16 protein-coding genes and 11 pseudogenes are annotated in these 24,812 nt (G+C 56.5%); 11 read left to right on the top strand and 16 right to left on the bottom strand.

Annotation, left to right across the window (positions count from 1 at the left end; translation table 11 throughout):
- Positions 1-94: 94 nt before the first annotated feature.
- The 3 genes from RG540_RS28025 to RG540_RS28010 all read right to left on the bottom strand — a co-directional run bounded on the left by RG540_RS28025 (position 95) and on the right by RG540_RS28010 (position 3,318).
- Positions 95-1,240 carry a hypothetical protein gene (locus RG540_RS28025; RefSeq protein ID WP_041365375.1) on the bottom strand — a complete coding sequence of 382 codons (1,146 nt, stop codon included), beginning with the start codon at positions 1,238-1,240 and terminating at the stop codon, positions 95-97.
- A gap of 225 nt (positions 1,241-1,465) precedes the next feature.
- Positions 1,466-1,975, bottom strand: a complete 510-nt coding sequence (locus tag RG540_RS28020; RefSeq protein WP_051909867.1) for a hypothetical protein — start codon at positions 1,973-1,975, stop codon at positions 1,466-1,468.
- A 1,007-nt stretch (positions 1,976-2,982) separates the two neighbouring features.
- Positions 2,983-3,318, bottom strand: a complete 336-nt coding sequence (locus tag RG540_RS28010; protein ID WP_244446715.1) for a M20/M25/M40 family metallo-hydrolase — start codon at positions 3,316-3,318, stop codon at positions 2,983-2,985.
- Between RG540_RS28010 and RG540_RS33330 the strand changes: the two are divergent.
- The 3 pseudogenes from RG540_RS33330 to RG540_RS32055 all read left to right on the top strand — a co-directional run.
- A pseudogene (locus tag RG540_RS33330) lies at positions 3,268-3,541 on the top strand (DDE-type integrase/transposase/recombinase); the annotation flags it as partial. The gene RG540_RS28010 and the pseudogene RG540_RS33330 sit on opposite strands and share 51 nt — an antisense overlap.
- Before the next feature lie 57 nt (positions 3,542-3,598).
- Positions 3,599-4,036: pseudogene (locus RG540_RS28005) on the top strand (AMP-binding enzyme); the annotation flags it as partial.
- Between the two features lie 109 nt (positions 4,037-4,145).
- Positions 4,146-4,301: pseudogene (locus RG540_RS32055) on the top strand (SLC13 family permease); the annotation flags it as partial.
- A 28-nt stretch (positions 4,302-4,329) separates the two neighbouring features.
- Here the strand turns inward: RG540_RS32055 and RG540_RS28000 are convergent.
- The 3 genes and pseudogenes from RG540_RS28000 to RG540_RS27990 all read right to left on the bottom strand — a co-directional run bounded on the left by RG540_RS28000 (position 4,330) and on the right by RG540_RS27990 (position 6,790).
- A pseudogene (locus RG540_RS28000) lies at positions 4,330-5,316 on the bottom strand (molybdopterin-dependent oxidoreductase).
- Positions 5,317-5,320: 4 nt separating this feature from the next.
- Positions 5,321-6,343 (bottom strand): carbon-nitrogen hydrolase family protein, encoded by a 1,023-nt coding sequence (locus RG540_RS27995; protein ID WP_041365367.1) that lies wholly within the window; start codon positions 6,341-6,343, stop codon positions 5,321-5,323.
- Positions 6,344-6,406: 63 nt separating this feature from the next.
- Positions 6,407-6,790, bottom strand: coding sequence for a RidA family protein (locus RG540_RS27990; protein WP_041365365.1), 384 nt, complete (start codon positions 6,788-6,790; stop codon positions 6,407-6,409).
- Between the two features lie 180 nt (positions 6,791-6,970).
- Here RG540_RS27990 and RG540_RS27985 point away from each other — a divergent pair, with 180 nt between their 5' ends.
- The 3 genes from RG540_RS27985 (at position 6,971) to RG540_RS27975 (ending at position 10,707) form a co-directional block, all read left to right on the top strand.
- Positions 6,971-7,891 carry a LysR family transcriptional regulator gene (locus RG540_RS27985; RefSeq protein ID WP_041365363.1) on the top strand — a complete coding sequence of 307 codons (921 nt, stop codon included), beginning with the start codon at positions 6,971-6,973 and terminating at the stop codon, positions 7,889-7,891.
- Between the two features lie 162 nt (positions 7,892-8,053).
- A complete protein-coding gene (locus tag RG540_RS27980; protein ID WP_041365361.1) occupies positions 8,054-9,259 on the top strand; it encodes an aminotransferase class V-fold PLP-dependent enzyme in 1,206 nt (401 codons plus the stop codon).
- 113 nt (positions 9,260-9,372) lie between these two features.
- Positions 9,373-10,707, top strand: a complete 1,335-nt coding sequence (locus RG540_RS27975) for an alkyl/aryl-sulfatase (RefSeq protein ID WP_046601177.1) — start codon at positions 9,373-9,375, stop codon at positions 10,705-10,707.
- A 111-nt stretch (positions 10,708-10,818) separates the two neighbouring features.
- Here the strand turns inward: RG540_RS27975 and RG540_RS27970 are convergent, their stop codons facing one another.
- Entirely contained in the window at positions 10,819-11,295 is a 477-nt protein-coding gene (locus RG540_RS27970; RefSeq protein ID WP_041365359.1) for an Lrp/AsnC family transcriptional regulator, read from the bottom strand.
- 98 nt (positions 11,296-11,393) lie between these two features.
- Here RG540_RS27970 and RG540_RS27965 point away from each other — a divergent pair.
- Both RG540_RS27965 and RG540_RS27960 read left to right on the top strand, forming a co-directional pair.
- Positions 11,394-12,597: pseudogene (locus RG540_RS27965) on the top strand (diaminopropionate ammonia-lyase).
- Positions 12,594-13,754 carry a M20 aminoacylase family protein gene (locus RG540_RS27960; protein ID WP_041365357.1) on the top strand — a complete coding sequence of 387 codons (1,161 nt, stop codon included), beginning with the start codon at positions 12,594-12,596 and terminating at the stop codon, positions 13,752-13,754. Before RG540_RS27965 ends, RG540_RS27960 begins: the two are co-directional and overlap by 4 nt.
- A gap of 246 nt (positions 13,755-14,000) precedes the next feature.
- Here the strand turns inward: RG540_RS27960 and RG540_RS32050 are convergent, their stop codons facing one another.
- Positions 14,001-14,780 (bottom strand): trans-sulfuration enzyme family protein, encoded by a 780-nt coding sequence (locus RG540_RS32050; protein ID WP_244446714.1) that lies wholly within the window; start codon positions 14,778-14,780, stop codon positions 14,001-14,003.
- A gap of 59 nt (positions 14,781-14,839) precedes the next feature.
- Between RG540_RS32050 and RG540_RS27950 the strand changes: the two are divergent.
- Positions 14,840-15,938: pseudogene (locus RG540_RS27950) on the top strand (IS1595 family transposase).
- Positions 15,939-16,112: 174 nt separating this feature from the next.
- Here the strand turns inward: RG540_RS27950 and RG540_RS27945 are convergent.
- Positions 16,113-16,838, bottom strand: a complete 726-nt coding sequence (locus RG540_RS27945; protein ID WP_041365355.1) for a helix-turn-helix transcriptional regulator — start codon at positions 16,836-16,838, stop codon at positions 16,113-16,115.
- A 154-nt stretch (positions 16,839-16,992) separates the two neighbouring features.
- Here RG540_RS27945 and RG540_RS27940 point away from each other — a divergent pair, with 154 nt between their 5' ends.
- Entirely contained in the window at positions 16,993-18,477 is a 1,485-nt protein-coding gene (locus RG540_RS27940; RefSeq protein WP_155414763.1) for a DUF1254 domain-containing protein, read from the top strand.
- A 229-nt stretch (positions 18,478-18,706) separates the two neighbouring features.
- Here RG540_RS27940 and RG540_RS32045 read toward each other — a convergent pair.
- The 6 genes and pseudogenes from RG540_RS32045 to RG540_RS32035 all read right to left on the bottom strand — a co-directional run bounded on the left by RG540_RS32045 (position 18,707) and on the right by RG540_RS32035 (position 23,642).
- Positions 18,707-19,563 (bottom strand): annotated as a pseudogene (locus RG540_RS32045) (IS5 family transposase).
- A gap of 220 nt (positions 19,564-19,783) precedes the next feature.
- A pseudogene (locus tag RG540_RS32040) lies at positions 19,784-20,456 on the bottom strand (IS5 family transposase).
- Positions 20,457-20,521: 65 nt separating this feature from the next.
- Positions 20,522-21,760 (bottom strand): MFS transporter, encoded by a 1,239-nt coding sequence (locus RG540_RS27920; RefSeq protein WP_046602144.1) that lies wholly within the window; start codon positions 21,758-21,760, stop codon positions 20,522-20,524.
- A 406-nt stretch (positions 21,761-22,166) separates the two neighbouring features.
- A complete protein-coding gene (locus RG540_RS27915) occupies positions 22,167-23,150 on the bottom strand; it encodes a molybdopterin-dependent oxidoreductase (protein ID WP_041365354.1) in 984 nt (327 codons plus the stop codon).
- A 4-nt stretch (positions 23,151-23,154) separates the two neighbouring features.
- Positions 23,155-23,304: pseudogene (locus tag RG540_RS33325) on the bottom strand (carbon-nitrogen hydrolase family protein); the annotation flags it as partial.
- Positions 23,250-23,642, bottom strand: coding sequence for a RidA family protein (locus RG540_RS32035; protein WP_080725107.1), 393 nt, complete (start codon positions 23,640-23,642; stop codon positions 23,250-23,252). The pseudogene RG540_RS33325 and the gene RG540_RS32035, both read right to left, overlap by 55 nt.
- Before the next feature lie 169 nt (positions 23,643-23,811).
- Here RG540_RS32035 and RG540_RS33555 point away from each other — a divergent pair.
- Positions 23,812-24,446 (top strand): annotated as a pseudogene (locus tag RG540_RS33555) (LysR family transcriptional regulator); the annotation flags it as partial.
- 61 nt (positions 24,447-24,507) lie between these two features.
- Here RG540_RS33555 and RG540_RS27905 read toward each other — a convergent pair.
- A pseudogene (locus RG540_RS27905) lies at positions 24,508-24,804 on the bottom strand (transposase); the annotation flags it as partial.
- Positions 24,805-24,812: the final 8 nt, after the last annotated feature.

Raw genomic sequence — 24,812 nt, 5'->3', positions numbered from 1 at the left:
AGATACTCTGCCGGCTGCCACGTCGTGCAACCGAAACATAGATATCGCTGATCAACGAACGGCACAACGAAAAGAAGTCATCGGTGCCTTCTTGCTATCTCAGATTTTGCGCAAGAGAGGCCAGGCAGCGATCTGACGATCCGATGTCGCGCCTTAAGAGTTCGACCCATTCGCCGTCATCGAAACTGAAAAACACAACAAAGCACTTGCCCGTTTCCGCCTCGGACCACTGGGCAGTCATCAGCCGGCTGGAAAGCTCGTATTTAAGAGTGAGGTTTAGATTGTCCTTGCCGCCTTTCGGCAGCTTGAACACTTCGCCGGTTCGTACATTGCCGACAAAAACATTCGAGCAACTTGATCCGCAACCGATCTGAATAACTGCGAACTCGCCGGCGAAGGATGGCCCGGACGCCATTCCGTCAGCGATCTTGGCCTGGTGGGTCCTGAACGATGCGCTTTGACCGGTGAGGTCGGGAAGGTTGTTCGGGCCAGAATAGACACGAGGAACCGGCAATTGCGATGGCTTAATCCGCGCGAGCGAGATTTCCCGCTTTGCATCCATCGTCAGCGCGGCTGCTGGTTCCCAGGCAATCGAGCGGTATCCAACATCGAAAATAGATGTCGTCCCGCGAAGGCTCTTGAAATAAGCAGCGTCTGAAATCACGACTGACTTAAGGGTGGCAACTTTTGCGACATGCGCATAGGTCTCAGTTCCATATCGACGCTGGAGATCGACAAGTGCGTCACGGCTGACTTTCGTAATGAAAGATGCGATGATCTGGGAGTTGGCAACTTCATAGAAGCTTGAGATTTCGACGCCACCGTCCGAACTGCTGAGGACGGGTGAGCCACTGCCCGGAAGCGCGCCCGAACTGCCGAGCCGTTGCCTGATGGTGGCCAGATCAGTCAGTCCAAATTTGAAGTCCGAGAAATATGCCGGCTCCGGCTTGCCTCGGCCGCTCCAACTGGCTTCCAGGCGGACGACCTTACCCGTCGATTTTTCGACAGCGCTCGATATGCTGATAGCAGGGCCGACATTGAACGTAGCGCTTGTATACTCGCCGTAGTCGTATTGCCACGCGGCGTGGCCGAGTTCACTTAGTTTCAGATGGTTTTCACCGATAGCGTAGCCCGCAATTGTCTGAGCCGAAACATTGCCAACGGCGCCAATCGCGAGCAAGGCAGCCAGCGGCACCAGTCGGGCCAAGTGCCAAATAGAACTCGGGCGCTCAGAAAGCATCACACATAGCCAATCCCGAAGCGTACGAATGCCCACTTCATTGAACGTCTGTAAATCTTTGGAGCCATACTAACAGATCTTGTTCGAAAACGAGCGAATATTGCTATGAGGGCTCGTCTTGAGCACCTCGACTTTGGTCGGCGGCGATAAGGGGATTCCTGGAACAAGAATTCCCATTCAGCGGCTTAAAATCTTTCGAGCATAGTCGGGTTAAAGCCTTGCCTATCAACTTGGCAGCTCGCCCTCTGGATCATGGAGGTCGTCTAGGTCGGGAAAGAGCTTCTCTTGCTTCAGCTTTTCGGTGACCGCTTCCATCGTTTGCAGGCTCTCAAGATGAGCGAGCCGATCCTTCGCCCATAAAAGCATTCGATCATATTCGGTATTGGTCCTAGGCGCCGATGCCGTCTCGGAGATAGTCATCCTCAGATCCGAGGCTTCACGCTGAAACTCGGCTAACTGCTTCAGAAACGAAACTCGCTTCGCTTCTCGCTCTACTCTGCCTTTCTGGAGTTTCCTCCGATGCTGGTAGTGTTCCCATTCTCGGTGGCGCCGCTCTCTCTCAAGTCGCTCCTCCCGCTCGTATGTGATCCGTGCCAAGATTCCGGCTTTAATGCTGTCAAACACCCGTTCCAGCGTTTGGTGTTTGCCATCTGACCATTTCCCGCGAAGATTCCCGCCCCATCCGCCTATTTCCAGCGTCAGCTTGCCTGAGTGTTCGTAGTCATAATCAGGCATGGATGGCCATCGGCCCCACTCACGTGACCGCCTGGCATGCTCAAGCGCGCGAAGCTCGGCCGCTGTAGGCTCGTGTTTTGTTCGCGTCCTTTGCTCCTTGCAATAGATTCTCGTACTATCCGGGCCATCGAAGAATACCAACCGCTGGTCTTCTCGGCGGAGATCGATGCCCTCGTTGTGAAGGTCGCTGGCCAGATAGTGAAAAAATATGGCTAGCCTTTGCCGACTGCTAGGGTGAATTGCAGTTTCGCCTAGATTAAGCTCACCTGCGTGGTTCAGGGAGCTGCTTCGAAGATCTCGATCGAACTCCTTGATTACTGGATGCATCTTCCCGATTGGCGCTAGAAAGCGCTCGGGAGGCGGACTTGGCTCGGTCTTTGATACCTCGTGTTTCGCAGGGGCTGGACTGGGAGGCTTTCGGGGGAGTGGAGGGCCATTTCCATTCGACGCCGCCGCTGCTGTTGCAATGATTTTTGCTGCGTAAGCGCTTCTATTGGTTTGAGGACCGTCCAGATTGACTACCTGTAGCTCGTCGTTGTCTATAGGCAGTAAAGGCGTTGCCTTCGGCGGCTTCCCATCAGCCACTCCTGACCAATACGTCGGGGACGGAAAAGGGATGAGATAGTGTTGGCAAAGCCGGCTGAGGGCTTTCGGTGTAAGTCCTAGTTTTTCCGCGAGTTTATTGCCGGGGGCAGACCACACAAGCTCGTGAAACTCGCTGCGGGTGTATAACCGCTTCATTTGAAATCACCTGAAATATAGCCCGGAGAGATCGGGCATGACCGACGTAATCACTGAAACGGACCTAGCGCGCCGACGGGCGGTGACCGTATTCGTCACCTCGCTGAGGGTTTCAGATCTATATGATTCGCAGTCGCGACGTGTGCAGCCATTCATCAGTCGGAAGTGACAGCCGACGTGATAGCTTTGCATCCTCGAACCACTTGCGCAGTTCGGGAAGATCGTTCCTCACAAGGGACCTAAAAATGATCTGCATCGGAACGGTCCTAGGATTTCTGCACCGGCATTGCTGTTTCGACCAAACGTGTCCAGTAGCCGACACCGTAAGGAATCGCTGCATCGTTGAAATCATAACCAGGGTCATGCAGCCCCGCCGTGCTGCCGTTTCCAAGCAGCGCGATATTTCCGGCCCGGTGTTCGAGCATGAAAGCGAAATCCTCAGAGCCCATGAGCTGCGAGTGGTCGGGATCGACGGAATCCTCTCCCATGACGGTACGGGCAACCTCCACAGCCAACGCTGTTTCTGCCGGATGATTGACGACTGCGGGATATACGACGCTGCAAAGCGCGAGATTATGCCAAGTGTCGAACACCGCTCGCATAAAGGTTTGAACAATCGGGCGAAAAACTCTCATCAGCCATTCCGGCGACGGGAACGGATCATGAAACGCTTCAAGTCGCAGCGCCATTTGCAGCGCTTCGCCTCTATCCATGATCCTATCGCCAACCTGTTACACATCCCCCGCCACGACATTTCCTCAAGCCATCATCGCGAACTGCGTTCAGAGGCAATCAACCCTCTGGGCAAAAGTCGCTCGCGCCTGAACCGCCATGGTGCAAGCGGCCTACGATTGCCTCGTGAACGTTAAGTTTACAATGCCATACTGGCGTATGCCGGAGAAGACCGCGGCCGAATTCACGGCCGACGGTTTCTTCATCAGCGGCGATCTCGGCAAAATCGACGCCGAGGGCTATGTGCACATCGTTGGTCGCGACAAGGACCTTGTGATTTCGGGTGGATACAACATCTATCCGAAAGAGGTCGAGGGCGAGATCGACCAGATCGAGGGCGTGGTCGAGAGCGCCGTGATCGGCGTGCCGCATCCCGACTTCGGCGAAGGGGTAACGGCCATCGTCGTGCGCAAGCCCGGCGCGAGCATCGATGAAAAGGCGATCGTCGCGGCACTCCAGGACCGTCTCGCGCGCTACAAGCTGCCAAAGCGCGTCATTTTTGCCAACGACCTGCCGCGCAACACGATGGGCAAGGTCCAGAAAAACGTCTTGAGGCAGCAATACGCCGATCTTTACGCCAGGACGTAAGGCGATCGCGTCCTCTGGGCGGAGGGCGCGTCGACATTCTGCATCAATCTCGAACACAACAACTACGGCACTAAATTAGAGTGCGTCAGAGGGAGGGGAATCATGGGTATTGGAACTATTGGCCATCGGCTTACTGGTCGCGATCTTTATCATTGCGACGATCCAACCGATCAACATGGGTGCACTGGCGTTTGTCGGCGCCTCCGCGCTCGGCTCGATGATCATCGGGATGAAACCCAGTGAGGACTTCCGATTTCCTTCGAACGCCGCCTGATTTCGCGTTTGCTGTAGACCTAGTTACGAACTTGAACCTCGACAGAGTGCACGGCGTTTCTTGCTTCCGATGGGGGCTGTCCCTCGCCAATCTCGTTGGTGCAGCGACAAAGCAGGAGATGCGGGCCGGACGCTGGGGTCCATGGCAATTCAAACCGCTGCCAACTTCTGTCCTCGCGCTGACCTACAGTGGCACGTTGCCAGGAGTCTCCTCCATCTACGCTGACTTCGACGCTTGATATCTCACGATCTCCCTAATCCCAGCCCCATATTCTCGTCGGCACGTCAGCCAATACCGGATCATACGGGGACGGCGACACGATAACCGACTCCGGGGCGACAGTCCAAACCGGCTTCCCGCCTGAAGGAGTCGGATCGTTATAGAAGCGCGTGGTATAGGCGCCGCTCGCCCGACGGTTGGCGGCCGTAATCGAACCAACCCACTTTACGGAGTTCGTGCCATACCAACCCGGCACGACCAATCTAACCGGACCTCCGCGCTCCGGAGTGAGCGGCTGACCGTTTATCTCAAGTGCGAGAAGAACTTCTTGTGAGAGCGCTTTCTCGACAGGGAGGTCCTTTTGGTAAGGTTCTTGGACTTCTGCGTACTCGCCCCACTCGAGGCCGGAAGTCCAGATGTAAGACGCATCGCTGCTGATCTCTGCACGCTCCAGAACAAGCGACAGCGGCACCCCTTTCCAAACCACGTTGCCGATCCTTCGCTTGGCGACTGTCGGGGCAAGAGGGCTCCCAGCACATTCGTGGAACGACATATACTCGCGCTGCGGCATGGCTTGAAGATCCGAGAGACGCAACCTCATTGGGTTGCCCAGGAGGCCATCAATATCGAGATACCAATGCTCTGAACCGATCTCGACGAACCCCATATGCGTAACCAGAAAAAGATCGTCCTCCGGGGTGATCCAAGTTTTCAGGGCATGCACGCCTTCATCCGGGCCCCGGAAAGAGAAACCCTTCTTGGTCATTTGCATGCCTGCCCGCTCCATAGCCTTACTCCGACAAAGCCATCGCCTCAGGGCCTGTTAGAGCCTCCTTAGCGTGGTCTTCTAAAAATGTGATCGGCTTTCGGCGCGCCCGGTTGACGGTAACGTCAAATATATCGAAGCGATTGTAACCTGCAACGACATCGTGAAAGCGCTTCGGTTCAACACAGTCGTCGAGATCGATGTGGGCGTAGCCGATACCTTCGTCGATCATTTCATCACCAATTGGCGCTCCAGTCGGTCCAAGGAAAAAACTGCTGGCCCGCGGACTGGCATCTATAATTGCTGCGATGGCAGAATCATCCAAAGCAATGGATCTGCGAGCGCTTTCATCCAGGCGACCTGCGACAACAATTCCGAAGCACTTGGCTTCGAAACAATGGGCTGAGGCACGGATGCGGTTGGCCGCCCGGTTGTCATAGTTGTCGCTCTCTGTGGGAACACGAGTAGGCCAGATCGGCGGATAACTGCTTATATGAACCTGCTCTGCCTGCGTCATCAGACTGTAGCGCGCGAGTGGATTTGTGTTTTCCCCGCAGATGAGACCGCCAATTCGACCAATTCTTGTATTTGCGACGACCAGTCCCGCGCCATCGCCAGGATCCCAAACCAGCTTCTCGAAGAAAGTTGCGACTAGCTTTCGATGGTGGATCAGGATTTCGCCTGTATCGGAAATCAAGACATTGCTATTCCACAGTCCTCCAACACTTGCCGGGTTGCGCTCGGAGAAACCGATGGAAACGAAAACACTGTTATCGGACGCGGCTTTGCGCACACGCTCAATTTCTGGCCCATCCACATATACCGAGGCGTTCAGAAATCGTTTGAAATGTCCGTGCGATTGAATGGGCGGGTAAAGTGCCGCCCAGACGGGAAACCCGGGAAGAAAGCTCTCCGAAAAGACCACGAGCGATGCGCCATTTCGAGCAGCCTCTGCAATTACCGAACAAGCTTTCTCTGCGCTCTCCAACGGATTGAGATAAACCGGCGCAACATGAGCAGCGGCGGCCTTGAAGTTCGTGCTTCCCATCGGCATTCCTCTCCTGATCAACGTTCGCCATCAGCCATCTCGGCTGTTTCGCCAAAAGCAGGTTTAGGACTGCCGTTTTGCGGCTAAACCGATCTCAATACGCGCTCCAAGCGGCAGGCTGGCGCAGCCAATGGTGGTGCGGGCCGGGAAGGGCGATGAAAAACGTGTGGCGTAAATCTCATTCATCTGAGCAAAGTCGCTCATGTCTGTGAGATAGACGTTGACGGATACGACATCATCCGACCCCAAGCCTGCTGCTTCAAGAACTTGAAACAGATTATCGAAACACTGGCGTGTCTGGTCGGCGACGGTTCCGTCGACAAGTTTGCCGGTGCTGGGATCGAGCGGCGTCTGGCCCGAGCAAAATAACAGGTCGCCGGCCCATGTCGCGTGCGAATATGGTCCTACTGCCGCAGCGTTCGAAGCATTCACAGTTCGTCTAGACATGGTTTCTCCCAAGGCAGGTTAAGAAGCGCGACCTGCTGGCGACCAGCATATCCGCAAGTGGTTTTGCGTTATGATATGCTGCATGTTCGCCTTTACAGCCCGTTGGAAACTATCAGAACGAATCTGTGCGCCAACCCGAATAGGATGCACTACTCTGTGCAAAAATAGACGGAGGGTAGCATGGCGACCGCAATCGATCATCTTGACTGGGACGATCTCAAACTTTTCCTCATCGTCGTTCGGTGCAAGAGCGTGACCGGAGCCGCCCGGGAACTGAAGGTCAGCCACTCCACTGTTTCCCGTCGGCTTGCTCGCCTGGAATACACGGTTGGCGGCGCACTCGTCGAAAGGACCAGGGATGGACTTCTGCTGACCCCAGCCGGGCTTGTTACGATGCGGCGAGCGGAGGAAATCGAGAATGGGGTGAATGCGCTTCGCAGCGACGTGAGCAATCGAGACGAGGTACGCGGTACAGTCAGATTAGCCACCATGGAGGGCATCGCAACGCTTTACCTCTCCGAGCGCCTCGTTGAGCTCAGTAGTCGGTACCCTGATCTTGACATCGAGCTTGTGACATCGCCGCAAACGGTTCGGGTCGCTCGCCGGGAAGCAGATTTATTCCTGAGCTTCTTCAAGCCCCATGGAACTGCTCTCGACAGTCAGCTGATCGGACGTTTCAAGACCGGCTTGTTCGCTTCGCAGGCCTATCTGGAGCGCAATGGCGTTCCCTCTCAAGCGGCGGATCTTCGCGAGCACCGCTTTGTCGGCTATATCGAAGAGCTAGTTCAGCTCGAAAGCGTTCTATGGCTAGAGGAACTCGTACCCGCCCCAACGATTGCGTTCAGCTCAAACAGCATGATGTCGCAGATGTTCGCGGCGTCTGCGGGCGCAGGAATTGTAGCGCTTCCTGAATTCGCACGCAGTCTGAAACTCGGGCTCATTCCGGTACTTGAAGAGTTGAGCGGCGAACGTGAGATCTGGATGTCGGCACATCAGGACCTGGCTTATCTACCCAGAGTGAGAGCCGTAAAGCAGTTCGTGAAAACGCTGGTTCGTCGGGACGAACAACGCCTTCTGGGAAACGCACCCTGGTCACGGTGAAATGCGCACGTTGCTGCCCGCGGAGCAGGCTGGCCTGTTAACCGGCGCCCGGTCACGCCACGCCGTTCAAATCTGCACAGCTGGTTGCAAAAGTATCGGCTTCCGCCACAGTGTTGATTGCGTCAACAAGGTGGGTGGCTAGATTAAAGGAAGGAACTCCTCATGTCGCAAAACAACCGCGACGCCCGCAAGGCTTTGGACCTTCCTCGCCTACGTGCTGATACTCCCGGCACAAGAAACAGAAACCACCTCAACAATGCTGGGGCGGCGCTGATGCCGAGCCCGGTGATTGATGCAGTGATTGGGTACCTGAGCCGGGAGGGCGAAATCGGTGGCTACGAGGCAGCAGCGGAGGCCAACTCGTTGTTGGAGGGGGCCTATGACAGCTTGGCCACTTTCGTAAACTGCACTCGCGACGAGATAGCGATAGCTGAAAACGCGACGATCGCCTGGCAGCGCGCCTTCTATTCCCTTTCTTTTGGACCTGGAGACAGGATTCTGACGGCAAGTGCCGAATTTGCTGCCAACTACGTAGCCTTTTTGCAGGTTGCCAAGCGCACCGGCGTATCCATCGAAATCATTCCGAATGACGCCTCTGGCGTCCTTGATCCGGACGCACTGGCGAAAATGATTGATGAGCGCGTTCGCTTGATAGCGGTCACCTGGATCCCGACGAACGGCGGGCTTATCAATCCAGCAGCAGCGATCGGTCGAATAGCGCGAGACAACGGCATTCTCTATCTGCTCGACGCCTGCCAAGCTGCGGGTCAAACGCCGATCGATGTGAATGCTCTCGGCTGCGACATCCTCACCGCTACCGGCAGGAAGTTTCTCCGCGCGCCGCGGGGAACGGGGTTCATGTACATGCGAAAATCAGTTCTGGAGAAGATCGAGCCAGCGATGATCGACCTCTACGGCGCCCCCTGTACCGCACCCGATCGATACGAGTTGCGACCTGATGCCAGACGCTTTGAAACGTGGGAGAAGAACTATTCGGTTCGTCTCGGCTTGCGGGAAGCAGTGGATTACGCGCTCGAAATAGGGGTCGAAAACATCGAGGCGCGCTGCAGTCACCTTTCGTCAAGGCTTCGGGAAGGTCTGAGGGGGATGCGTGCCGTATCCGTACATGATCTTGGGGCGCCGCTCGCGTCCATCATCTCATTCACCGTTAACGGCTGGGATTCGCCAGCCGTCATGGCCTATCTGGCTGGCAAGGGAATCAACGTCTCGGTTTCCCCGCCCTCCAGTACCCCGATTGATGCCCATGATCGACAGCTCCCGCCCGTGGTGCGAGCGTCGCCGCATTATTACAATACCGAGGAAGAGATCGATACGTTTCTGGAGGCGATGGCCAGTCTTGCCTCGTAGCTGATGACGCAGCTCGTTTCTGTGACTGCTTGCTAAGCGGGAGGGATCGAGCCATGACAAGTACCCAACTCGCATGGCAACAAGTCTACAGCGCGGCCATTGGCGGATGATAAATGATTGAGTTGCGAGGGTTAGCTATAGTGAATAAATCGCCTCGAGATCAATCGGCGCCCGCCCAAGCAGACGAGTTCGCCGGCCGTGAGCAACTCCGCGCGAGTTCCGCCGAGTTCAGGAAGGAAGTCATTGAGATCACCGACGGCGTCTTTGCGGCCGTCGGCTACTCCGCGAGCAATGTCATCCTAATTCAAGGTGACATAGCGTCGATTATTGTCGACACGTCCGCCAACCCCGTCGACGCGAGGGCGGTCATGGATGCCTTCGGCGGTCGCCTGGTGCGACCAGTAAGGGCGATCATCTACACTCACAATCACCCGGACCATTCCGGCGGCGCGACGGTATTTTCCGGAAACGACAGTCCTGAAATCTATAGTCACCAGACGCTGGTGGAATCCGGTCCCGAGTTCGGCAGGGGCCAGCGCGCCGGCGGTGATGCATTTGGCACCACGCTGCCCGACGAGCTGTTCATCAATGCCGGCACCCAACTCGAATACGGCCGTGTGACGCCGCACACGCGGGAGGGCTACTTGCCGCCGACGCGCACCTTCAGCGGCGAGAGCCAGACGATCGAGGTGGCGGGCGTCCGGCTGCAGCTCGTTCATATGCCCGGTGAATCTCCAGAGAACACCGCTGTCTGGATGGCCGAAAAGGGCGTTCTTATTCCCGGCGACGACTTCTTGAAATCGTACCCGAACCTCTCTCCGATCCGCGGCCTAAAGCTGAGGCCGCCTGAGAAGTGGATCGCCAGCCTCGAAAAGATGCTCAGTCTGGACGCCACCTACATGGTGCAGGGGCATATGCGTCCAATCCTCGGGAGGGACGAGGTCCGAAAGGCTCTCACAGACTACCGTGACGGGATCAAGACCATCCTCGACCAGACCCTCGCAGGTATCAAGCAGGGCAAGACGCCGGACGAACTTGTCCAGGAGGTGAGGCTATCTGACGAACTCGCAAATAGCCCCTACCTGCAGGAGTATTATGGCAGCGTCGCTTGGGCGGTAAGGGGCATTTACGCCGACTATGTGGGATGGTTCGATGGCAACGCGACCAATCTATACCCGCTGCAACCTACCGAGCGCGCCCACAAGATGATCGATCTAGCCGGCGGACCAGCGGAGGCGCTCGATCGAGCCAATCAAGCGGTCGAGGTGAAGGAGTATCAGTGGGCCGCCGAACTGGCCGATTTTGTATTGGTTCTCGACCCTGAAAATGTGGCGGCAAAGGAAATCAAGGCCCGGGCGCTGACCGAGCTGGGTGAACGCCAGATCAATGCCACGGCCCGGAACTACTACTTGACCTCGGCACAGTACCTGTCGAAGAGGAGCGATTAGGCGTGTTAAGTTACATGCTGAAAACAGGAGCAGTTTACCCCTGTTCCCCTACCTCTGGCCAGGGCTGTGGTCGCAGTGACAATGTCACGTCCTTGAGGCGCCCTATATCGGTCACATCCTCGTCGGCACTTCCATCCCGACTTTCACGCGGTCCATCGCCACGAACGTTCTGAATTTTTTGACGTTGTTGTTGCCGAAAAAGAGGCGACGGGTGAGCGCCTCGTAGTCATTCATCGAAGCGACGACGATAACGAGAACGAAGTCCGCTTCCCCGGTCACATAGTAGCATTGTTGGATTTCAGGGGTGGACGCGAATTGTCTTTTCGCTTCTTCAATCTGGGCCGCGGTCTCGCTGATGACCTCGACTTCCACGAAAATCGTGATGGACCTCCCCACAGCAGATGGATCGACGACAGCAACATTCGCCCTGATCACGCCATCTTCAGTCATCCGTTTGATCCGACGCTGCACAGCCGGAGCAGAGAGATTCACCGCCTCGCCAATCGTGCGCTGGGAAGTGGTGTTGTCGCGCTGTAAAATTTCAAGGATGGCGCGATCGAACTCGTCCAGACGGGGAAATGCGATCATTTAGTCAGCCAATGAAACAAAATTGCAAAAACACTCGCCAAAATCAGCGCTATTTTCGCGGAGAATGCAATATGTTTCAGTCTCCACGGAGATCAAACATGTTTCTTATGAATTCGAACCTCGAATATCGTCAACCGCTCGTCGAACGAGATGCCGAAACTTTTAGCGTCGCTGCTGCCGCCGAAGTCGAGCGTCACTTGGCGTTTCGCGACAACCACTCCGAGACGCCGTTGGTGGCGCTGTCAGGACTAGCCGCCGAAGTCGGGGTAGCGTCCATCCACATGAAAGATGAGGGACAACGACTGGGGCTCGGCAGCTTCAAAGCACTCGGTGGCGCCTACGCAGTTACTCGACTAGTCCTTGAAGAAGCGTCGTACCGGCTCGGCCGTACAGTCGATATTGCCGAGTTGAAATCGCCGGACGTCCGGGCGGTGGCCCCGATGATGACCGTGGCTTGCGCAACGGACGGCAATCACGGCCGCTCGGTCGCGCAAGGCGCCAGTTTGGTCGGGGCGAAGGCAGTTATCTTTGTCCACTCCGGGGTCAGCGACGAAAGGGTCGCAGCGATCGGACGCTTCGGCGCAGAAATGATCCGGGTTGACGGCAACTATGACAATTCGGTGAAGGAGGCGGCGCGGGTCGCCGAGGAGAACGGTTGGATCATTGTCTCAGACACCTCGTGGCCGGGTTACGAGCGCATCCCCGGTCTGGTTATGCAGGGCTATACCTGCTCTCGTTAGGGAGGCATTCAGGCAAATACCAGATTCGCCGACACACGTCTTTATCCAGTCCGGTGTTGGCGGCATCGCGGCTGCGGTGGCCGGATATCTCGCTATTGCGTACGGCGAGAACAGGCCGGTGTTTACGGTCGTCGATCCGGCACGGGCTGCATGCTTATTTGAAACGGCACGCGCGGGGCATCCTGTCTCGATTGATCACGGCGAGTCTACGGTTATGGCCATGCTTGAATGCTATGAGCCCTCGCTTGTCGCATGGAGAATTCTTTCCCGCGTGGCCGACGGGTTCATCACGGTAGAAGAAGAGGATGCAGTAGCGATTATGAAGCGGCTCGCCAATCCCGCCGCTGGCGACCCCCCCATCATCGCCGGAGAAAGCGGCGGGGTTGGCCTGGCAGGCTTCCTCAGAGCTGTTGCCGATCCTGCTATTAAGATGGCTCTGCACCTCGACAGTTCTTCCCGCATTTTCGTGATAAATACCGAAGGAGCAACGGATCCTGGTAAGTACGAGCAAATTGTGGGCAGCACGCCGAAGGCGGTAGCAGCGCAAGGGAAGACGGCATGAGCATCGACAGGCAAGCGCTCAAAACCGAAATGACCGGATGGCGGCAAGAACTGCACGCTTATCCGGAGTTCGGCTTTGAAGAAAAGCGGACCTCTGGTTTGGTCGCACGCAAGTTGGCAGAGTTCGGCCTTGACGACGTGGTGGAAGGCGTCGGCGGGACAGGCGTGGTCGCCACCCTCAGACTGGGCAACAGCAACAGATCCATTGCCTTGCGCGCCGACATGGACGCGCTCCGCATAACCGAGCAAGGCAATCGGAATTACCGGTCGCAACACCAAGGCATCATGCATGCCTGCGGCCATGACGGCCACACGACAATGCTTCTTGGAGCCGCGAAGGCGCTAGCCCAAGAAGGTGGGTTTAACGGAACGGTCCGCTTCGTGTTCCAGCCGGCGGAGGAATGGGGGAGGGGTGCGATCGCGATGATCGACGACGGGCTAATGCAGAGGTTTCCCTTCGACGAAATCTTCGGCATTCATAACATGCCCGGTCTTCCCGTTGGGCATCTACAGACACGGCGCGGGGCTTTGATGTCCGCCGAGGACAACTTCGAAATTATCCTGAGGGGTGTAGGCGGCCACGCCGCAAATCCCCATTCGGGAAATGAGGTCCTGATCGCAGCCTGCGCGCTTGTCACGAACCTGCAGACGATCGTCTCACGGCGTCTCGATCCATCTGACATCGCTGTGATTTCAGTGACGGAGCTGATCACCGACGGAACGCGGAACGCACTGCCGGGGCTCGCGCGGATCCTTGGCGATGCCCGCAGCTTCAGGCCTGAGGTTAGCTCCCAGATCGAAAAGCAGATGAACATTATTGCAGAAGGCACCGCGCTTGCACACAACGTGTCCGCGGAACTGATTTACACGAGAGAGTTCGTGCCGTTGCTTAACGACGCAGCGCTCGTGGACGAGGCGGTCGCAGCGGCAAGGACTTTCCTAGACGACGCGCACGTCGAAGAACGGCGCGAGCCGATGACTGCCTCCGAGGACTTCGCCCGATTTCTGGAGCATGTGCCAGGCTGCTTCGTGTTCCTCGGTAATGGAGAAGACTCCGCGCCTCTCCACAATCCCAACTATGATTTCAACGACAACGGGCTGATCCACGGCGTAGATTTCTATACCGCGATCGTTCGCAGACGGTTGTCGTCAATGTAATGCTGCCGCGCCGGGATTGCGGTCTGGGTGCGGCAAGCATCCTTGCTGCCGACGCTGGGAATATGATCGCGTGAACCAGCGCTGGCGATCGCCTGAGGTGACAGGTGGCGTGCGTGCCGGCAGTTCCACAATTAAGGACGTCTCTCGAAATCTGTTCAAGTTATTGGTTTTAGTGGAAGTTCCATATTCAGCAGCGGCATGTCCTAACGGGATGAATCGTCTTCTGATCGCGTTTGTCGGACGGCCTCAGCCGAAATCCAGAGCCTCCAGGATGTCTTCGATAAGATCCTCGGCATCCTCCAGGCCGACGGAGCAGCGGATGACGTCATCTCCAAGCGCGTCGCAAAGGCCGCTTCCTGAAAAGGACAGGTGGCGGGCGCTGGTGAGGCCGGCCGGATGGCATATGAGGCTGCCGACCTCGGCCAGATTGACGCCCGACTGTATAAGCCGCAGTCTGCTGATCATCGCAGTGGCACCATTCCTACCCGCACGAAGGCCGAAAGCCACCATTCCCGAGCCACCTGACATCTGCCTGCGAGCGATGGAATGGTTCGGGTGAGATGGAAGAAAGGGATATCTCACCCACGCTACCGCCGGATGGGTTTCCAATGTCAGTGCGATCGCATGGGCGGCGGAACTGTGCCGGTCCATCCTGAGGGCAAGTGTTTTCACGCCTCGAAGGATGAGGAACGAAGCCTGCGGTGAAATCACGGTCGTCGCAGGAAAACGTAGGCTGGTTTCCCGCAGTTTTTGAATGATTGCGGTGTCTCCCAGCAGGGCACCGCCGAGTGTGTCGCCATGACCGTTGATGTATTTGGTAAGCGATTGCAGGACAATATCGGCGCCGTGCTCAATCGGGCGCTGCAAGGCTGGCGAAGCGAATGTGCTGTCAACGACGATCTTGAGGCCGCAGGAGCGACCGCATTCTGCGATTGCAGCAATGTCGAGAATGTCGCCGAGAGGATTTGGGGTCAGAACAAGAGCAGGTCGAAATCGTACGAGGCCTTTATCAACCAAAGACAGCAAATACGTTGTGATATAGTGCTTTCCATGCGATTCTACGGTCAGTTCCGAAGGAGGTAATTATGTCTGAAATGATGCTGGCAACACTTTCCAATATTCGGACAGTTGAAGACATGGTCGCCGCGTTCCGGGACGAGGAGCATTGCCGCCATTTGCTGGAAGGCATGGTATGGCGGGATGGCAGGGTCTGCCCCGCCTGTGGTTATAAACGCTCGATCGCGATAGCTGGCCGCGATATGGGCAAGCGCCGCGCGCGGGCGGGTCTCTATCAATGCTCCAGCGGTGATTGCCGGTTCCAGTTCACGGTGACAACTCACACGCCCATGCACGCCACGAAACTTCCCTTGCGCGTATGGCTCAAGGCGATGTGGTTGTTGCTGCAGTCGGACAAAGGCCTGTCCTCGGTCCGTCTCGCAGAGGTACTGGGGGTGAGCCAGCCCACTGCCTGGCGGATCGGTCATGCGTTGCGCCTCATGGTTGTCGCGCGAGCATACGCTCGACGGCACGGTCGAAGTGGACCATTTCTATCTTGGCTGAAGGCCCAGAAAGCATGCCCATGATCCGCCACCCGGAAGAGGCCGCATGGGGCAGGTGAAAGCTGAGAGGACGCCGGTCATGGCGATCGTGCAGCGACCGGCAGACATTACCCCTGGCTCCACCGCCGGCGACGCCCGCGCCGCTGTCGTTACCGGCCTTTCATTGCGTGCTGCCGTAGGCGCAATTGCAACACAAGTTGAGCTTCATGCGCATTTGATGAGTGACGAGGTCAAGGCATTCATGGCCATTGGCGAAAGCTTCGCCGCACACGAAACAGTCAACCACTCAAGCCGTGAATATATCCGGGATGCCGTCCACGTCAATTCAGTTGAAGGGTTCAATGCTCGGGTCCGCCGAACCATCGCAGGTGTTTTTCATCACATCAGCCCAGAACTTGCCGACCTATATTTCCACGAAATCGGTTTCCGCTGGTCCCAGCGCATTGTTACCGGACAGGCTCTGCGAAAAAGCCGAAGCGGCAAGGAAAGCATGAAAACCCTCTGGTCGCGGGTGCCGCCGGCGCTGCAATTACTGCAAGTGTTCCGCGCTGCTACCGGCCGTCAGATGCGCAGAAGCCCGGATGGCGGCATCACCATCAAATCGGCCGTAGCTGTCTTTGGTTGATAAAGGCCGCGTACGATTTCGCACTCCTCTTGTTCCGACCCCACATTGCGATGCCGGGAGCAGAGGCGGTCCACCACATCAGGTTAATCTGCCTAGCGGCGTCAGAGCGATCTTATCAAACCATTGCTGCCAAAATCCACCAATAACACGAATCTGCGGTGCCAAGCTTTGGCGTTAGGAGCGAGCGACAGCACCCATGCCGTCGACGCCTAGCTTTGATTCCATTTTTTCGTGATGCCACCAGTCCGCATAGATCCGCTTTCGCGAGCGAGGGACCTTCGCATGGAGCAGGTTGACTTCCAGCATCCTATCAGTCCGGAAATATCGATATGCCTCCCGAAGTTCGCACCACGCGGCGAGCACTCGGACGCAATCGAAGAAGGCGATAACGATTGGCCAAACAGTGCGCCGCTCAGGTTCACGGTCTGCCGTGTGGTAAAGGATCTCTACTTTGCAATTAACCTTCATCGCACCCCGCAATTGGAGCAGCACGGGGCCATCCTTCGGTAAGACCTCCGGCCCAGGCGCAAGTAAGGGTGCGGTCCAAAATTCTGAGCGTTTTGCATCCGGCAAAATGGCGGAGATTTTGGCGACAACGTCGCGCGCTGTGGTGTTTATTTCTTTGCCTCCCCGCGCCCCGACCATGCGTAATCCCAGCATGACGATCTCCAGTTCGTTCGTCGAAAACATCAGTGGTGGCAGATCGTAGCCGTCCTGCAACACGTACCCGACACTAGGCTCGCCAAAAACAGGCACTCCGGATGCTTCCAGCGCTGCGATATCGCGGTAAATCGTTCGCAACGACACCTCAAGTTCCGACGCAATGGTTCGGCCGCTGATCGGTCTGCGTTCGCGGCGTAGGATCTGTATGATCTGAAGTAATCTGTCTGCTCTACGCATAACGCCCCTTTTGCTTCCCATCGAGATGAACGGACATCACCTCGTGAGACGTTTAACCGATCAACCGCTTATGGCCATGCCCTATGCTGACATCATGGTGACAGCATGACTGTTGTAAAGGTGCATGAAATCGAACGGTAGGGAGTATCATTCAATGGAAATCACTCGGAGGGATGCGTTCAAGATGGCTTCATCTGCTACAATTCTTGGAGCGGTCGGCCCTAGCGCGGCAGCAGCACATGATGCTGCCGCCGAAGCAGTCCCGCAGGGTGCCGACTTGGAGTTCGACCTCGGAATTCCGACGCCAGATACGGTTGAGAAGCTTTATGATACCATGGATTTTCAACGCGCAGTGCAAGCCTATCTCTGGGCGGTTCCCATCGTCGGAATGGAAGGTGCGCGCCGGATGCTTATCGACAACGCCGACGCGAGGAGCGGCGATCTCGTGCTTGTTGCCGGGTATCGGGACGTCAGCGTCATGCTCGGGTCGAATGTAACGACGCCCTATGTGTTCGCGTGGTTTGATCTTACGGAGGGGCCAATTGTCATCGACTATCCTGAAGGCGCTACCGCGGGCTCACTGATCGACTGGTGGGATCGTCCGCTCATTGATGTCGGCATTTCGGGGCCAGATGGCGGCAAGGGAGCGGAATTCGTATTGGTCGGTCCGGCGTATGAAGCGCCGGAAAATTTCCCCGATGGCGCAAAAGTGCTGCGTTCCCGGACCAACAAAGTCCTGATGTTTTGCCGGGGACTCGATGGTGACCTCACGAAGGTCGAGGCTGTTTTCTCTAAAATTCAGGTCTATCCGCTTGGCGCAACAGGGAGCGGCGCGAAGGTGCTTCTTAGGTTCAAGACCGGGGGCGAGTTGACCAGTATGGCTCATCCTAAAGGCCTCGCATATTGGCAGTCGTTGGTTCAGGCGCTGAATGGTGAACAGATCGAGGATCGAGACCGCTTCTTTGCAGCTATGCTGAAGCCGCTCGGCGTCACCTATGACGGATCGTTTTCGCCAAGCGACCGACAGAGAGGGCTACTTGAGAGAGCCGCAAAGCTCGGCGAAGCGATGGCGAAGGCTAGTGCCTTCAGCAAGCGCATTCCAGGGATGCGCTATCGGGACGATACGCATTGGGAATATTTGATACCTCAAGACTTTGTCAACGGACAGGACGTGCCGGATGGCACTCTGCTTGATGAACGGATGGCGTTCTTTTACGAGGTCACGGGCACTTCCGCCGCCGTTCTCACCAAGACACCCGGAACTGGCTCGGCATACCTCACCGCCTACTGTGATCCCGACGGACACGCTTTTGATGGCGCAAAGTCTTACCGGCTGCGCGTTCCAGCCAATGTCCCTGCCAAGTCCTTTTGGTCGATCACGCTGTACGACACCGAGACCCGTGGTCTCATTCAGAACAAGCAACAGATCGTGGATCGTTCTTCCCGGCAAAAACTCAAGGTCCAAAACGACGGCTCCATTGAGATTGTTATGGGACCGCAGACTCCGAAGGGGTTGGAGCAGAACTGGATACCGACAACGCCGGGTAGAGCTTGGTTTGTGTATTTCCGCTTGTTCGGCCCGCTAGAGCCATATTTCGACAAGTCGTGGCGCTTGCCTGATATCGAGGAGGTCATTTAATGGTTTTTTCGGAAACGGCTGAACTTCTTCAATAGGGGCCGGTTCTGGTAGAGGGCTGTGAGAAGGATAAGCTGTCGCAAGGACCCCTTTTGCGACAGCGCAACAGGCGCAGGCCTCGGGATTTTTCGACAACGTCTAGACTGCTTCGAGGGTAGCTCGGTCACCTGCATTGGCATTTCAGTTCATACGCGAGGTCCGTTTGATGCAGCCGGATAGGTTACTCCAAGGCCTAAGAGCCTGACTCGAAAAGGTTTCCACGATATCCGTACCTTGCCAGGCGTCGTGTCAGGACGCGGATGTGGGCGATAGTGATCCAGGCTTCGGCTGATGCGACGGACTTTTCCCAATCCTTCGCCAAGCGTCGGCATCTGCCAAGCCATGCGAAGGTGCGCTCCACGACCCAGCGACGCGGCAGAACCTCGAAGCCCTTGGCCTTATCGGTCCGCTTGACGATCTGGAGAGTGAACGCAGCGATCTTTTGCAGTGCGCCCTTCAGCTTCGGTCCGGCATAACCACCGTCGGCGAAGATATGTCTCAGCCACGGCTAGCGCTTGAGAATGGTTTTGAGGACGGCAGGCGCGCCGTCGCGATCCTGAATGTCGGCGCTGTGAACCATGAGGCGACCATCAGTCCGAGCGTGTCGACGACGATATGACGCTTGCGTCCCTTGATCTTCTTGCCCGCGTCATAGCCCGAAACTCCGCCGCTTTCCGTAGTTTTCACGCTTTGACTGTCGATCACGCCGGCAGACGGCGAGGCTTCCCGACCTTCCAGTTCACGCACCTCCATCACAAGATGATGGTTGATCCGCCCCCATAACCCTGTCGCTCGCCATTTGTAGAAATAGGACTGCACAGTTGTAAAAGGCGGAAAATCCCTGGGCATCATCCGCCACTGACACCCCGTCGTGGCGATGTAAAGCAACGCATTCACGACCTCGCGAAAATCGGTGCTACGCGGCCTGCCCAATCGCCTCGGTCCAGGCAGGCAAGGCGAGATCAATCCCCATTCCCGGTCCGTCAGATCGCTTGCATACCGCATTGCGCGTCGGGCATATTGCCGACGAGTGAAATCAGTCCAGCCCATTGTGGTCTCCGTTCGTCCTAAGCAAACGAACAGAATCACAACTGGCTGATTTCACTCAACTCTTTTTCGGTCAGGCTCTAAGGAACAACGCGCTAGCGACCGTATCCCATAACAGCATAATCGCGAGACGTTAAAAGCAGCAGCAGCAGATCAGCACTATGGAGCTCATTGGGCTTTGGCCGCGGGTCGAGCGGTCGTTGGGAGCTAGGACGATCGACATTCATCGCAGCCAGAGCATTGCGGCAACCAGATAGAAGAAGCCTTGGGAATGAATGGTTCTGCGATCGTATCGGGTTGAAAAACTGCGGAAGTGCTTCATTCGGTTGAAGCACCTCTCTATGCGGTTGCAATGCATGTAGGCGAGTTCATCGTGCGGAATGATGATCTTGCGCGAACGGTTTGACGGGATAACGGCTTTGGCTCCCATGTTGGCGAGCGTTTCTCGCAAAGCATTGCTGTCATAGGCCTTATCGGCCAGTACGACATTGCCGATCTGCCCTTCCAGAGGCGCCGGAGCTTGCATGATGTCGCCGAGTGGTCAATCCACCTCGGGAACGCCCCAGCGCCTGATCCTTGGCCCCCCTTTTCCGGATGCCGCCTGCTGATGAGCACAGACGATCGTGCTGTCGATCATCAGATATTGGTTGTCACGGTTGGCCGTCAGCGTCTCGAACACCTGCTCCCAGATGCCGGCATGGCACCAGCGGCTGAAACGCTTATGCACCGACTTCCACTTGCCATACCGCTCCGGCAGATCGCGCCCAGTGTGCGCCAGAGCGCAACACCCAAAGACAACCATTCGTAAACAACCGGTTGTCCGGTCCAGTGCGCCCCGGATCCCCGGCTTTATCAGGCAACAACGACGCAATCTTCGCCCACTGAGCATCGCTCAATTCATATCATCTGGCTGCCATCCACAAACCTCCGTGATCAAACACGGTCGTCTACCAATCAGTCTTCAAGCGATTTGGGAATCCTGAATGTCGATAGGTCCTAGGATGTGTATTGCGACAAGAATGATCACTGAAAATATGGACGGGACCGCCGCCATCAGGACAATCTGCTGTGTCGACCAGCCTAATGCGATGACCGCGCCTCCAAGACCCGGGCCGACCACAGAACCGATCCGGCCTGCGGCCGCTGCAAAGCCAACTCCTGTCGCTCGAAGGTGTCCGGGGTAGAACGAAACAGCGAGAGCGGCCTGCCCCATACAACAAGGAACCAGTCCGGCTCCAATACCGAAGACAACCATCATTATTGTCTTGTCCAGACTTCCGTGTGCGAAGACCAGAATGCAGCCGAGCCCGAAGGCCCCGTACACCATAAGGGATCTCACGACACTCAGTTCCACCACCAGGAAAACGAGGATCACGCCTCCGAACAGACCACCCATGGACAGTACTGCCGCGCTCGCTGGAGCCATTTCAGATGGCATGCCCCAGTTGATCAACAACGTCGGCGTCCAGTAGAGGACGGCATAGGCTTCCACAAATACGACGAAGGCGAAAAGCCAAAGAAGAATCGTCCGAAGTGCAAGCTGCCCCGCAAACAGCCCTAGGATCGCATTTTCTTTGCCGGCTACGGTATGCTCACGGCTCGAAGCAGGAAAAAAGCAGACGATGGCCGGCAATAGAAGCAGGGGCAGTATTCCACCGACTATAAAGATTGATTGCCAGCCATAGTTCTGGATCAGCGGCCCTCCGAGAATACCCGCCAGTACGCCCCCTGCTGAAAGACCGGTTGTGATCAATATGGCTGTGGTGGACCTACGTGCCGGTGAAACGACGGACGACGCAGCGCCCACAGCAAGAGGCAGAACCGCTCCCAACCCTACGGAGGTCATTAGCCGCAGGGTAGCGAGACCCAAGATATCGGTGGCAGTTGCACTGGCGAGGCTGCCAATGCCAAAAACTGCGACACTGAGAAGCATCACTCTGCGGTCTCCAAGGCGAATTGCCATTGGACCTGCTGCAATGTAACCAATGACCGCGCCAATACTGGCAGCCATGAAGACTGGCGCCATGGCGGACGCCGGCATGTCCCAGATAGTGGCGATCGTTGGCGCCACGAAGGTTATTGAGATGGTGTCGAGGCCATCAAAGACGACGATCGTAAAGCAGATAACGATGATGGGCCAAATGGAAACGGCGCTATTGGCGACATGATCGCACCCTTCCTGACTGACAAGCTTGCACATTCTCTTGTTCCCCGTATGTCGTTTTGTTTTCTTGAGCTACCTTGCGTGGCAGGGTTCGTCTGACGTGTAAGACCAATCGATTCCGCAAGGCGACTTTCCGCCTTGCCTCGCGCCTCCCTCGACGTCAGAAAAGGCGGCGGCTGGAACGCACTCTTATCGACGAGCAGTGCGGCTTGGCTCCTCCTGTAGACTGGACGACGCGGCAAGCCGGCCACACTGGGTTTCCGCGGAGCCAGGGACTGAAGCCCTCCTGGACAGAAAATAAAGGGCGGACGCCTTGCCCCCAGACCACGGTCAAGGGTATTGGCTCAGATGTCCGGGTTGCCGAACAGGAACGGGACGTTGAGGCAAATTCATGCGCCGGGGGGCCAGTGATAACTATAACATTGCTGCAGATGAGGGCTTATCATGCAACGTTTATTTCCACCGAGTGCACCGCGTTTCTCGCGTCAGCTAACGGCTGCCTTTCCCCGACTTCGTTCGTGCACTGGCAAATTAGGAGGTGCTGACCCGCTCGAGGCGACCATGACAACTCGAACCTTTGCCAGCTTCTATCCTCGCGTGGCCCGACTGTTGCAGCCTGCCACGAGCCTCCTCCATCCACACTCACCTCGACACTCGAAATCTGATTGTCTCCCCAAGCCCAGCCCCATATTGTTGTTGGCATGTCAGCTGGCAGTATATCACTTGGGGACGGCGACACGATAACCGACTCCGGGGCGACATGCCAAACCGGTCTCACACCCCAAGCCGTGTGGTCGTTATAGAAACGCGTCGTATAGGCGCTTCGCGACCGCCGGTCTGCGGCCGTGATCGAACCAAGCCATTTTACGGAGTTCGTGCCGTACCATCCTGGCACGACCAGCCGAACCGGACCTCCGCGCTCCATGGAAAGCGGCCGGCCATTGATCTCAAGTGCAAGAAGAACCTCTTCTGCAAGTGCTTTCGCGATCGGCAGATCCTTTTGATAAGGTTCTTCGACTTCTGCGTACGAGCCCCACTCAAGGCCGGAAGTCCATACGTAGGACGCATCGCTGCTGATCTTCGCGCGCTCTAGAACAAGCGATAGCGGTACCCCTTTCCAAACCACATTTCCAATCCTGCGCTTGGCGATTGTCGGAGCAAGAGGGCTGCCAGCGCATTCGTGAAATGACATATACTCGCGCTGCGGCATTGCAAGGAGATCAGCCAAGCGCAGCTTCACCGGGTTTCCCACGAGACCATCGATATCCAGATGCCAATGGTTAGGGTCGATCTCCAGGAACCCCATATGAGTGACGAGAAAAAGATCGTCTTCAGCGGTGATCCAGGAGTTGAGGGCATGAACGCCTTCAACAGGGCCTTGGAATGAGAACCCCTTCTTGGTCATATGCATGCCCGTCCGTGTCATCGCCTTACTCCGGTAACGCTTGCACCTCTGTGTCCGTTGAAGACTCCGTAGTGATGTCTTTTACAAATGTTATCGGCTTTCGACGCGTCCGGTTCACAGCTACGTCGAATAGGTCAAAGCGGTTGTAACCCGCAACGACGTCGTGAAACCGCTTAGCGGCAGACTGGAGCAGCGAATGGTGGTGCGCGAGGGATAAGGTGCTGAAAAACGAGTGGCGTAAACCCGATTCATGTGGCTGAAATCGCTCATGTCGGTCAAATGGACGTTGACTGAAACAACGTCGTCGCCCCCTAATCCTGCCGCCTCGAGAACCTGAAATAGATTATCAAAGCATTGGCGTGTTTGTTCGGCAATGCCGCCATCGGCCAGTCTGCCGGAGCTCGGGTTGATCGGCGTTTGGCCAGAGCAGAACAGCAAGTCGCCAGCCCATGTCGCGTGCGAGTATGGTCCCACAGCCGTGGCGTGCGAAGCGTTCACAGTTTGTCTCGACATGGTCTTCTCCTAGGTTACCTTAAGCAGACCAACTTTTGGGATCAGTCCGCCTGCCGAAATTTGCTTCACACGGACTAACCGGGGGGTCGCGTCCGAAGCTAACAGAGCGAATCTGCGCGCCAACCCCAATAGAATGCACTATGCTGTGCAAAAATAGTCGGGGGGTAGCATGGCGAGGGCAATTGACCACCTTGATTGGGATGATCTCAAGCTTTTCCTTACTGTCGTCCGGTGCAAGAGCGTGACCGGCGCCGCCCGCGAACTGAAGGTCAGCCACTCTACCGTTTCGCGCCGGCTTGCTCGTTTAGAATATACGGTGGGCGGCGCGCTCGTCGAGCGAAATCCGGATGGACTTTTGCTGACACCGGCTGGGCTAATTACCATGCGGCGGGCGGAGGAAATTGAGAACGGGGTGAATGCCCTTCGAAGTGACGTGAGCAATCGCGACGAGATCCGCGGTACCGTCAGACTCGCTACGATGGAGGGTATCGCACACTTTATCTCTCAAAACGGCTTGTGGAACTCAGTGAGCGGCATCCTGATCTTGACCTCGAACTGGTAACATCCCCTCAGTCGGTTCGCGTCGCTCGCCGCGAGGCGGATCTATTTCTAAGTTTTTTTAAACTCCGTGGAACTGCCCTGGACAGTCATCTGATTGGGCGTTTTAAAACAGGGCTGTTCGCTTCCAAGGCTTATCTTGAGCGCAATGGAGTTCCTTGTTACGCGGCAGATCTTCGGGAGCACCGCTTCGTCGGCTATATCGAAGAGCTTGTCCAGCTCGATAGCGTTCTTTGGCTAGAGGAAAGAGCTGGCTCGGTTTGTCTGAACAGTTTCGGGCGTTTTGCTAAGTGGATTTCCGCCTCGGTTATGCCGCCACCGTCATTGGTGCCAGCGCGTTGAAGTAGGCTTGATCCGGCGTCTGCCGGTCAAGCGATGAATGTGGGCGTCGACTGTTGTAAAAGCTCAGATAGCGGCCGATGCCAGCGCGGGCCTCGGATACGGTCTTGTAGGCGCGGAGGTAGACCTCCTCGTATTTGATCGAACGCCAGAGCCGCTCGACGAAGACATTGTCCCGCCATGCGCCTTTACCGTCCATCGAGATGGCGATCTCGGCTTTCTTCAGCACGGTCGTGAAGTCCATCGAGGTGAACTGCGACCCCTGGACGCCCT

The organism is Neorhizobium galegae bv. orientalis str. HAMBI 540 (assembly GCF_000731315.1).
Taxonomy (GTDB): Bacteria; Pseudomonadota; Alphaproteobacteria; order Rhizobiales; family Rhizobiaceae; genus Neorhizobium; species Neorhizobium galegae.
The sequence above is the reverse complement of the archived record's forward strand: the minus strand, read 5'-3'. Positions and strand labels throughout refer to the sequence as shown.

Bases quoted from the DNA above. Each gene is read 5' to 3' on its own strand.
- RG540_RS28025 (WP_041365375.1), bottom strand. From the start codon at position 1,240: ATGCTTTCTGAGCGCCCGAGTTCTATTTGGCACTTGGCCCGACTGGTG.
- RG540_RS28020 (WP_051909867.1), bottom strand. From the start codon at position 1,975: ATGCCTGATTATGACTACGAACACTCAGGCAAGCTGACGCTGGAAATA.
- RG540_RS28010 (WP_244446715.1), bottom strand. From the start codon at position 3,318: ATGCGAGCGGTGTTCGACACTTGGCATAATCTCGCGCTTTGCAGCGTC.
- RG540_RS27995 (WP_041365367.1), bottom strand. From the start codon at position 6,343: ATGGGAAGCACGAACTTCAAGGCCGCCGCTGCTCATGTTGCGCCGGTT.
- RG540_RS27990 (WP_041365365.1), bottom strand. From the start codon at position 6,790: ATGTCTAGACGAACTGTGAATGCTTCGAACGCTGCGGCAGTAGGACCA.
- RG540_RS27985 (WP_041365363.1), top strand. From the start codon at position 6,971: ATGGCGACCGCAATCGATCATCTTGACTGGGACGATCTCAAACTTTTC.
- RG540_RS27980 (WP_041365361.1), top strand. From the start codon at position 8,054: ATGTCGCAAAACAACCGCGACGCCCGCAAGGCTTTGGACCTTCCTCGC.
- RG540_RS27975 (WP_046601177.1), top strand. From the start codon at position 9,373: ATGATTGAGTTGCGAGGGTTAGCTATAGTGAATAAATCGCCTCGAGAT.
- RG540_RS27970 (WP_041365359.1), bottom strand. From the start codon at position 11,295: ATGATCGCATTTCCCCGTCTGGACGAGTTCGATCGCGCCATCCTTGAA.
- RG540_RS27960 (WP_041365357.1), top strand. From the start codon at position 12,594: ATGAGCATCGACAGGCAAGCGCTCAAAACCGAAATGACCGGATGGCGG.
- RG540_RS27945 (WP_041365355.1), bottom strand. From the start codon at position 16,838: ATGCGTAGAGCAGACAGATTACTTCAGATCATACAGATCCTACGCCGC.
- RG540_RS27940 (WP_155414763.1), top strand. From the start codon at position 16,993: ATGGAAATCACTCGGAGGGATGCGTTCAAGATGGCTTCATCTGCTACA.
- RG540_RS27920 (WP_046602144.1), bottom strand. From the start codon at position 21,760: ATGTGCAAGCTTGTCAGTCAGGAAGGGTGCGATCATGTCGCCAATAGC.
- RG540_RS27915 (WP_041365354.1), bottom strand. From the start codon at position 23,150: ATGACACGGACGGGCATGCATATGACCAAGAAGGGGTTCTCATTCCAA.
- RG540_RS32035 (WP_080725107.1), bottom strand. From the start codon at position 23,642: ATGTCGAGACAAACTGTGAACGCTTCGCACGCCACGGCTGTGGGACCA.